The organism is Sphingobium sp. YR768 (assembly GCF_900111125.1).
Lineage (GTDB): Bacteria > Pseudomonadota > Alphaproteobacteria > Sphingomonadales > Sphingomonadaceae > Sphingobium.
The window spans coordinates 1-7245 of the sequence record NZ_FOGE01000068.1; the positions used below are offsets into that span (position 1 = coordinate 1).

At 58.4% G+C, this 7245-nt stretch carries 8 protein-coding genes and 2 pseudogenes; 4 read left to right on the plus strand and 6 right to left on the minus strand.

Going from position 1 to position 7245, the window contains the following annotated elements; genetic code table 11:
* The 4 genes and pseudogenes from BMX92_RS28285 to BMX92_RS26470 all read right to left on the minus strand — a co-directional run.
* Positions 1-322 (minus strand): annotated as a pseudogene (locus BMX92_RS28285) (hypothetical protein); the annotation flags it as partial.
* Between the two features lie 418 nt (positions 323-740).
* A pseudogene (locus tag BMX92_RS28575) lies at positions 741-1064 on the minus strand (transposase); the annotation flags it as partial.
* Positions 1065-1240: 176 nt separating this feature from the next.
* Positions 1241-1396 carry a transposase gene (locus tag BMX92_RS28580; protein ID WP_093022685.1) on the minus strand — a complete coding sequence of 52 codons (156 nt, stop codon included), beginning with the start codon at positions 1394-1396 and terminating at the stop codon, positions 1241-1243.
* 106 nt (positions 1397-1502) lie between these two features.
* Entirely contained in the window at positions 1503-2435 is a 933-nt protein-coding gene (locus tag BMX92_RS26470; RefSeq protein ID WP_093022688.1) for a BKACE family enzyme, read from the minus strand.
* 152 nt (positions 2436-2587) lie between these two features.
* On the opposite strand from BMX92_RS26470, the gene BMX92_RS26475 reads away from it, so the two are divergent.
* Together BMX92_RS26475 and BMX92_RS26480 are read left to right on the plus strand one after the other, a co-directional pair.
* Entirely contained in the window at positions 2588-4165 is a 1578-nt protein-coding gene (locus BMX92_RS26475; RefSeq protein ID WP_177185288.1) for an AMP-binding protein, read from the plus strand.
* The gene (locus BMX92_RS26480; protein ID WP_093022694.1) at positions 4162-5055 is read left to right on the plus strand and encodes a thioesterase family protein; all 894 of its coding nucleotides are present in this window, start codon (positions 4162-4164) and stop codon (positions 5053-5055) included. The genes BMX92_RS26475 and BMX92_RS26480 overlap by 4 nt, the downstream gene beginning before the upstream one ends.
* 158 nt (positions 5056-5213) lie before the next feature.
* On the opposite strand, the gene BMX92_RS26485 is transcribed toward BMX92_RS26480, so the two are convergent.
* On the minus strand, positions 5214-5435 hold the full coding sequence (locus tag BMX92_RS26485) for a glutathione S-transferase N-terminal domain-containing protein (protein ID WP_093022697.1): 222 nt from the start codon (positions 5433-5435) through the stop codon (positions 5214-5216).
* 298 nt (positions 5436-5733) lie between these two features.
* Between BMX92_RS26485 and BMX92_RS26490 the strand changes: the two genes are divergently transcribed.
* Positions 5734-6117, plus strand: a complete 384-nt coding sequence (locus BMX92_RS26490; RefSeq protein WP_093022700.1) for a limonene-1,2-epoxide hydrolase family protein — start codon at positions 5734-5736, stop codon at positions 6115-6117.
* A 38-nt stretch (positions 6118-6155) separates the two neighbouring features.
* On the plus strand, positions 6156-6593 hold the full coding sequence (locus BMX92_RS26495) for a nuclear transport factor 2 family protein (protein ID WP_093022703.1): 438 nt from the start codon (positions 6156-6158) through the stop codon (positions 6591-6593).
* A 210-nt stretch (positions 6594-6803) separates the two neighbouring features.
* Here BMX92_RS26495 and BMX92_RS26500 read toward each other — a convergent pair whose 3' ends face one another.
* The gene (locus tag BMX92_RS26500; RefSeq protein ID WP_093022706.1) at positions 6804-7109 is read right to left on the minus strand and encodes a hypothetical protein; all 306 of its coding nucleotides are present in this window, start codon (positions 7107-7109) and stop codon (positions 6804-6806) included.
* Positions 7110-7245: the final 136 nt, after the last annotated feature.

Sequence of the window (7245 nt, forward strand, 5' to 3'; positions counted from 1 at the left end):
CCTGCATGACGCCCCATATTGGCAAGGCAAGGAACCCGGCAGACGATCCACTTAACCGTTGCCGATCCCTGTTCAGACAAACCCGGCCACCTCTGATTTCCCGCGGCACGCCGCCGATCGCTTCGAACGCGGCTCTATTGCACGCCAATACGGTCTGCATCGTTTGACGCTGGGCGAAGCGCCCCCAGATCAACCGGGAGAAGCCAAGTACCATCGAGAATAGCCATACGATCTGGACGCTGTCTGGTACGCTGGTAAATCGCATCCGGAACTGAGCAAAATCGACCTGTGCCTGTTGCCCGGGTGGCATCTCGAAACGCACGGCGAAGGGGCTGCCGCCGCCTGCCGGTCGCAATGCGCGCACCGTATCGCGTACGTGCTGTAGCCGCCGGTGTAACCACGTTCGCAAATCTCGCGCAAAAGGCGCCGCGCGCTCAAACCCGGATAGGCATTAAGCCTGGACCTCAGATAGTCCATCCAAGGGTCAAGCAAGCGCTCGCGTGGCTGCCTGGGTCCGTAGGTCGGCACTTCGATGCCTTGCACAATGTATTTACGGACGGTCTTGCGGTCGATCCCGACCTGGCGGGCGATAACAGCCACCTTCAGACCTTGGCGATGTAAATCCAGGATCATTATCAGATCTCCAAGCTTCTTCATCGTAGCGTGCCTCCCGTCAGGAGGATCATGCCCGATATTTTTGTTTTGGCCCTTGTCCGGGGCTCGCCCCGGACAAGGGCCAATCAGAAGAAGTGGGGAATTTTCAAATGTCCGTTCCGGGGCATTTTACTCCGCCATCGACACTTGTAGAGTGCCCTGTCATATTCGATTTTCACCCGGCGGTTTGATCGTCCTGGAATGACGGCCCGGATGTTGCGGCTCGCAAGGTCTGGGCGGATGGCGTCGGCATCGTAGCCCTTGTCTGCCAGGAGCGCCTTTGGCGCCCGCTCCGGCAACGCGATCAGCGTGTCATAGGCCTTGCAATCCGCCGCTTCGCCAACCGTCAGATGGAAAGCGAGTGGCCGTCCCCGTGCGTCAGCCAGACAGTGAAGCTTACTGGTGAACCCGCCCCGCGAGCGGCCAAGAGCTCGTCGATGAGTCCCCCTTTCCCGCCCGCTGCCGAAACGTGGGCGCGAACCGTGGTGCTATTGATGCTGTAGTGGCCGCTGTCGGCCATGATCTCAGCCAGCGTGACCGAGACGGCCTCCCAGACCCCGGCCTCGCTCCAGCGCCGGAACCGTCGTTAGATCGTATACCAGTTGCCGTACTTGGGTGGAACGTCACGCCACGGCGTCCCGCAGCGAAGCCGCCATAATATGCCGTTGATGATTGATCGGTTCTGCCCTGGGCGCCAACCTCGCCCCCGGTTTGCCGCATCAATCGGCAGCAAAGCCTTCAAAACACACTATTCTGCTTTGCTCAAATCACCCTGGCTCAAACCTGCCTCCAAAAGGCAGCCTTGAATCAACCCGCAGGCGCTGCGTCAAACAATTCGTCAACGCCGCCTAGAACGCGACGTTATCTCCGCCCTTTGTTTGCATGATGGCGCGTGCTTCCGCGGGGGTTGCGACCTCAATACTGAGCTCGGTTAGGATGCGCTTTATCTTTGCAACCTGCTGTGCATTGGAGGTGGCCATCTGACCCTTGCCTAGGAACAGGCTGTCTTCCAAGCCGACGCGGACCGAGCCACCCAAGAGTGCTGATAGCGTGACGAGCGGCATTTGGTGGCGACCCGCCGCGAGTAGCGAGAAGATATAATCGTCGCCGAACAGCCGGTCGGCCGTCGCCTTCATGAACATAACGTTCTCAGGATCCGGGCCGATACCGCCCAGAATGCCGAAGACGCCCTGGATAAAAAATGGAGGCTTCACCAAGCCGCGTTCCGCAAAGTGTGCGAGGTTGTAGAGATGGGCGATATCGTAACATTCGAACTCGAAGCGCGTACCGAAATCACCGAGTTCGGTAAGGCCGCGTTCGATCTGGGCGAATGAATTGGAGAGGACGAAATCCTTTGTCATCTCCAAATAGGGCTTCTCCCACGCATGCTTCCATTGGGTCACTTTTGCACCCGCGCCCGATATATTGAAATTCAGTGACCCCATGTTCATGGATGCAATTTCGGGCTGGGCATATTTCGCTGCGGCGAGGCGCTGATCGAGCGGCATGCCAAGGCCGCCACCAGTCGTGATATTGATAATGGCGTCGGTTGCTTGCTTAATGCGGGGCAGGAACTGCTTGAACAGCTCGGGATTCTGGTCCGGCTTGCCAGTTACGGGATCGCGCGCGTGAAGGTGCAACATAGCTGCGCCAGCGTCGGCTGCGGCGATCGCTTCAGCGGCTATCTGGTCGGGCGTGATGGGAAGGTGGGGCGTCATGCTCGGCGTATGGATCGACCCGGTTATTGCGCAGGTTATGATCGCCTTGCCCGTCTTTTTCATCCATCTTCCCCTGCATGTTGAACTCCGCGGCTCGCTTTGCGCTGCCGGCTGGAGGCATTGATGATATAGACCCATTTACACAGATAGTTCGCCTGCTTACAACCTGCAAATATCTTGTTTGAAGCAGGTAATTTTTTGTGATGGGCGGGGCCATGGATGATTGGCGCGACGATCTTCAGCGCTGGGCGTACGAACAGCCCTCTAAAATGGCGATTGTCATGGCAGAAACCGGTGAGATCTGGGATTTTGCAAGGTTGGACCGCGAGGCAAACGCTGCTCGCGCTTGGCTGCTCTCCCTTGACATCGCAGATGGCGCGACCATCGCCATGCTCATCGAGAACCGACCCGAGCTAATCGCTCTTTGGTATGCAGCCAGAAGGGCTGGGCTGTATTTTGCGCCAATCAGCACATTGTCTAGCGCGGCTGAGGTTGCTCATGTGGTCGCCGACAGCGAAGCTGTGATATTGATCGCTAGCGAATCATATTCGGGGATCGCGGTCCAGGCGTCGTCATTGCTCGGTGACGCGGGACCGGTTCACCGCGTTATGCTTGGGAGTCCCGCACCTGGCTTTATTGGCCTCACCGAGGCCATTGCGGGTGGTACATCGACAAAGCCATTTCCAGAGCGGCCGATTGGCCGCGAATTCCTCTACAGCTCGGGTACCACAGGCAAGCCGAAAGGTGTTCGTCGACCGCTTACCCCCTATTCGGAGCGCTGGAAGTTGCCCCCCTTCGAAACCTATATTCGCGGCATATTTAAGTTGGCGCCGGATATGGTCTATCTGTCATTGGCGCCGCTCTATCACGCTACTGGTCGGTTTCTCACACGGACCATCGACGCGGGGGGAACTGCGATCGTGATGGGGCGATTCGACGCTGCTGCCGCGCTCGAGGCAATTGAACGCTATCAGGTGACGCACAGCCTGTGGGTGCCGACGATGTTCACCCGCCTGCTCGCTGTGGCCGACACCGATCGCTGCCCCCGCGATATCTCCTCGTTGCGCTTGGCATTGCATGGCGCTGCACCCTGTCCGCCGGCGGTGAAGATGGCGATGCTTGAGTGGTGGGGCGACGTGGTCGAGGAATTTTACGGTGGTACAGAAAATGTCGGCCTCACGCATATCGGCGCGGCTGACTGGCGCGCCCACCCGGGATCGGTCGGACGCTGCGTTAGCGGCGATATTCACATCCTTTCCGAAGACGGTAGCGAGAGTGAATTGGCTGCGGGCGAGATTGGATCGGTTTATTTTTCGGGCGGACTGCCCTTCGCCTACCACCGGGACGAGGCAAAATCGCGCGCCGCACAAAGCACGACCGGTTGGGGCAGCTACGGCGATCTTGGTCATGTCGATGAAGATGGATACCTCTATCTGAGTGATCGACGCACCGACCTCATCATCACCGGGGGTGTGAACGTATATCCGCGTGAGGTGGAAGACGTGCTCGAACGGCACGCCGTTGTGGCCGAAGCCGCGGTGATCGGGCTAGGGCATGCAGACCTTGGCCACATGGTTGTAGCGGTTGTGCGGCTGCTGGATGGTAGCTTGCCAACGTCGGTGTTGGCGGACGCGTTGTCGGCGCATTGCCGTGCTGTGCTCTCGCCCGTCAAATGTCCGCGCCAGATCATCTTTGCCGATGCGCTGCCGATGAACGAAAATGGGAAGCTGTTGAAACGCGTGTTGCGCGACCGTTACGCGCATCTCGCAGCGACGAAGGGAATGTCGGCTTGAGCGATGAGGTTTGGCGCGGTAGCGTGCGTTCCTGGGAATGCGACGAAATGGGCCACCAGAATGCACGCTTTTATTTCACGCAAGCGCTCGAAGGGCTCGCCGAAGCGGGGGCATGGCTTGGCGTAGTGAACGGTTTCGCGCAGGATGCGGAATGCAGGCTGCTGATTACCAACCAGCATTCGCGATTCCTCAAGGAGGCGCTCGACGCCGATCCACTTTATATGCGCGCATGGATCGTGGGGGGCGGCGCGCATGACGCTGAGGTCGTTCAAATTCTCTACCACGCGCACAGCGACGAGCGGGCAGCGACCTTCTTCACGCGCATGCTGTGCGTTAACCGCGCTGGGCGATCGATACCCTGGCCCGACCCAACTGATCCGCAGAGCGCCGAGGACGCGGTTTTCGCGCGCGGGCTGACGCCTGGGGATTCACCTTTAGACGTCGCCAGCGAGGCGACGCGACCAGGCGTTATTTTCAGCGGTCGCGGACTGGTCCTGCCCGGCGAATGCGATGCGACGGGTAGGATGCGTACCGATGCGATCGTTGGCCGTGTTTCGGACGCAATGCACCTCATCATGGCGCTTTGTGACAAGAACGCATGCTTAGGCGGCGTTGAAGCGACGGCGAGCGCCGCGCTTGAATGTAGGCTGGCCTATCATCGCTTTCCACCCGTCGGGACGCGCTTTCACGTCCGTTCCGGGATATTGGCGATGACGGAAAAGACGCGACGGATAATGAGTTGGATGATCGACTCGGCGACCGGGGATCTCCTAGCGACACTTGAGTCCATCGAGATCGCTTTTGATCTGAAGACGCGCCGAGCGACCAAGTGGTCGGCTCCCACGCGCGTTGCCGCCCTGGCTATGCTGGTCGATGGCGCGCCGATATAGCGCGATTCCATTGTCCCTGGCCGAGTCGCGAGCAGGTAGTGCGCGGCTTGGTTCCGCCTTTGAGGTGATTGGCAGATGACGGTCAGAAGGTCATCGGCGTGCTGAAATAGTGTAGCAGAATATTGTCGCGGTGATCGATCAGTAATTGCGGCAGTGGGCTATCGAGATAGGTCGCACGACACCGGCCCCTGTGCGTCCGCAGGGTCATGCTCGACCAAGGCTGGCACTTGGTTATTCGGGCTGATCGAGAGGAATTCGAAACTGAACTGCTCGCCCTCTAAAATATCCAACGGCACCCGACTATAGCCGACTCCCAGTTCCTCAAGGAGGATCAGCGGTTTAAACACATTCGGTGACTGCCCGCCAAAAAGCTCGAACATTTCTGCTGTCTCCTCTGCCTGCGGTCGAAATTCGCCAAATGGGGGCGCGTAGGCTGATCGGGTGGCTTACGATGGCATTGCAGGCGGTAATATCTGGCGCGCACTGTTCCATCATCAGCGGCGCCCCACACGGGTTGATATGAAGCTGATGATATAGTAGATCACGATTAACGCCTTGTGGCGCCGGACTAACTGTTGCGCCCAAAAAGAAGCCGGATAGAGTGCTTTCTGACAACGGACGACTGCAACCAGACATATCAATCAGTCCTAATGCGAGATCGAGCGAGGGGATTTAATCATGTCGGCCCAACGGACAGTAGAAGATTTCCTCGACGCGTGGAGCGGAGGCATCGATGCGATTCGCTGTTCCTTTCAGGGCTATTTCACCGATCAGACGGTGTGGGAAAATGTCGGCATGTCGACGACAGTAGGCGCCCAGCAGGGGCTGTCGATCATCGACGAGTTCGAGCGGACCGCCGACATGGGCGCTATCATCGTTGATATGATGTACATCGCTACCGATGGGAATCGGGTGCTGACCGAGCGGATCGATCGAATCATGGGTAAGGACGGCAGTGAGAAGCTCGCGATCCGACTCATGGGTATCTTCGAGGTTGAGGGCGGGAAAATTGTCCATTGGCGCGATTATTTCGACACGGCGCCCTTGACCGTTAGCAACTGAATTCTCGACTTCTTCCGACCCTGGATCAAGGACAACTCATGGAACAGCCTGCGCGCGATTATCTCGACCTCGGTTTGCTCGATGATGCGGAAGCGAACATTGAAATCGTCCGCAAGGCCTATCGCTATATGGATCAAAATGATTTCGATGGATTTGCGACAGCATTCGCCGACGATGCCGTGTCTATCGACCCCGACGGGCTCCCCTATGGCGGCGTATATCCCGGCGGGCGCGTGGGGCTACTCGAACTGGCGCAGAAGGTCTTCGGTACGTACGAAGTTTTTGAGTGGGATATCCAGCAGTTCGCTGGTGGCGGCGACGTCGTGTTCGTGCACATCCTTATAACGTTCAAACCACATGGCAAGCCCGCGTTCCAGCATCCCGTCGTCGAGCTTTGGCGGTTGCGCGATAGCAAGGTTGTCGAATTCAGAGTGTTTTACTTTGACACCAAGCTGATTGCCGAGGCCTTGGCCTGAAGCGAAGATTTCGGCTCGCTACTGACCGTTCAGACGATGCCCAGCTTTGCGCGTAGCGCCCAGAGGGGATCGTTCGTGTCGCGGGCGGAAATAACCAATCGTCGCCCAGCTTGGCGCTGTTCGCGGGAACCGGCAGCATCTGGGAATTGTCGAATCGGACGTGACGCGTCAAGATGCGCCAGCGGTCTTCGCGCTTTACGAAATGATCGACTATCGACCTCTTATTAACATATCGAACTCCTGGTCGCCAAGCTCGACTCCGCCCGCAATGGCCTTCCGCGTGACGGCGTCCTCGGGCAAATAGCGCTGGTACGCGAATGAGTAGGTCTCGACCAAGGCATTGGCGTCATCGGCAAGCTCAATAAAAGCATATTGCCTGTCAAATGCATCGATCGCGTGATGTTTCGGTGCCGCCCTGCACCCAGAAGACCAGCCGATCTTTATCGCCTTTATAGATCCATGATCATCATGGCCGTCCGGGTGGAAGACGTCCCGACCGCGCTCCAGTCGCAGCATCGAACGCGCGACACCAGCGGCTCATGATGTAGGCGATCTCGTGCGCGGCGACAACTACGATGGCCGGTTGAGCGGCAACTATGATGGCCGGTAGGATCGGTTGTCTGGGCTGAACGTAGGGAGGGGCGGAGCCCCG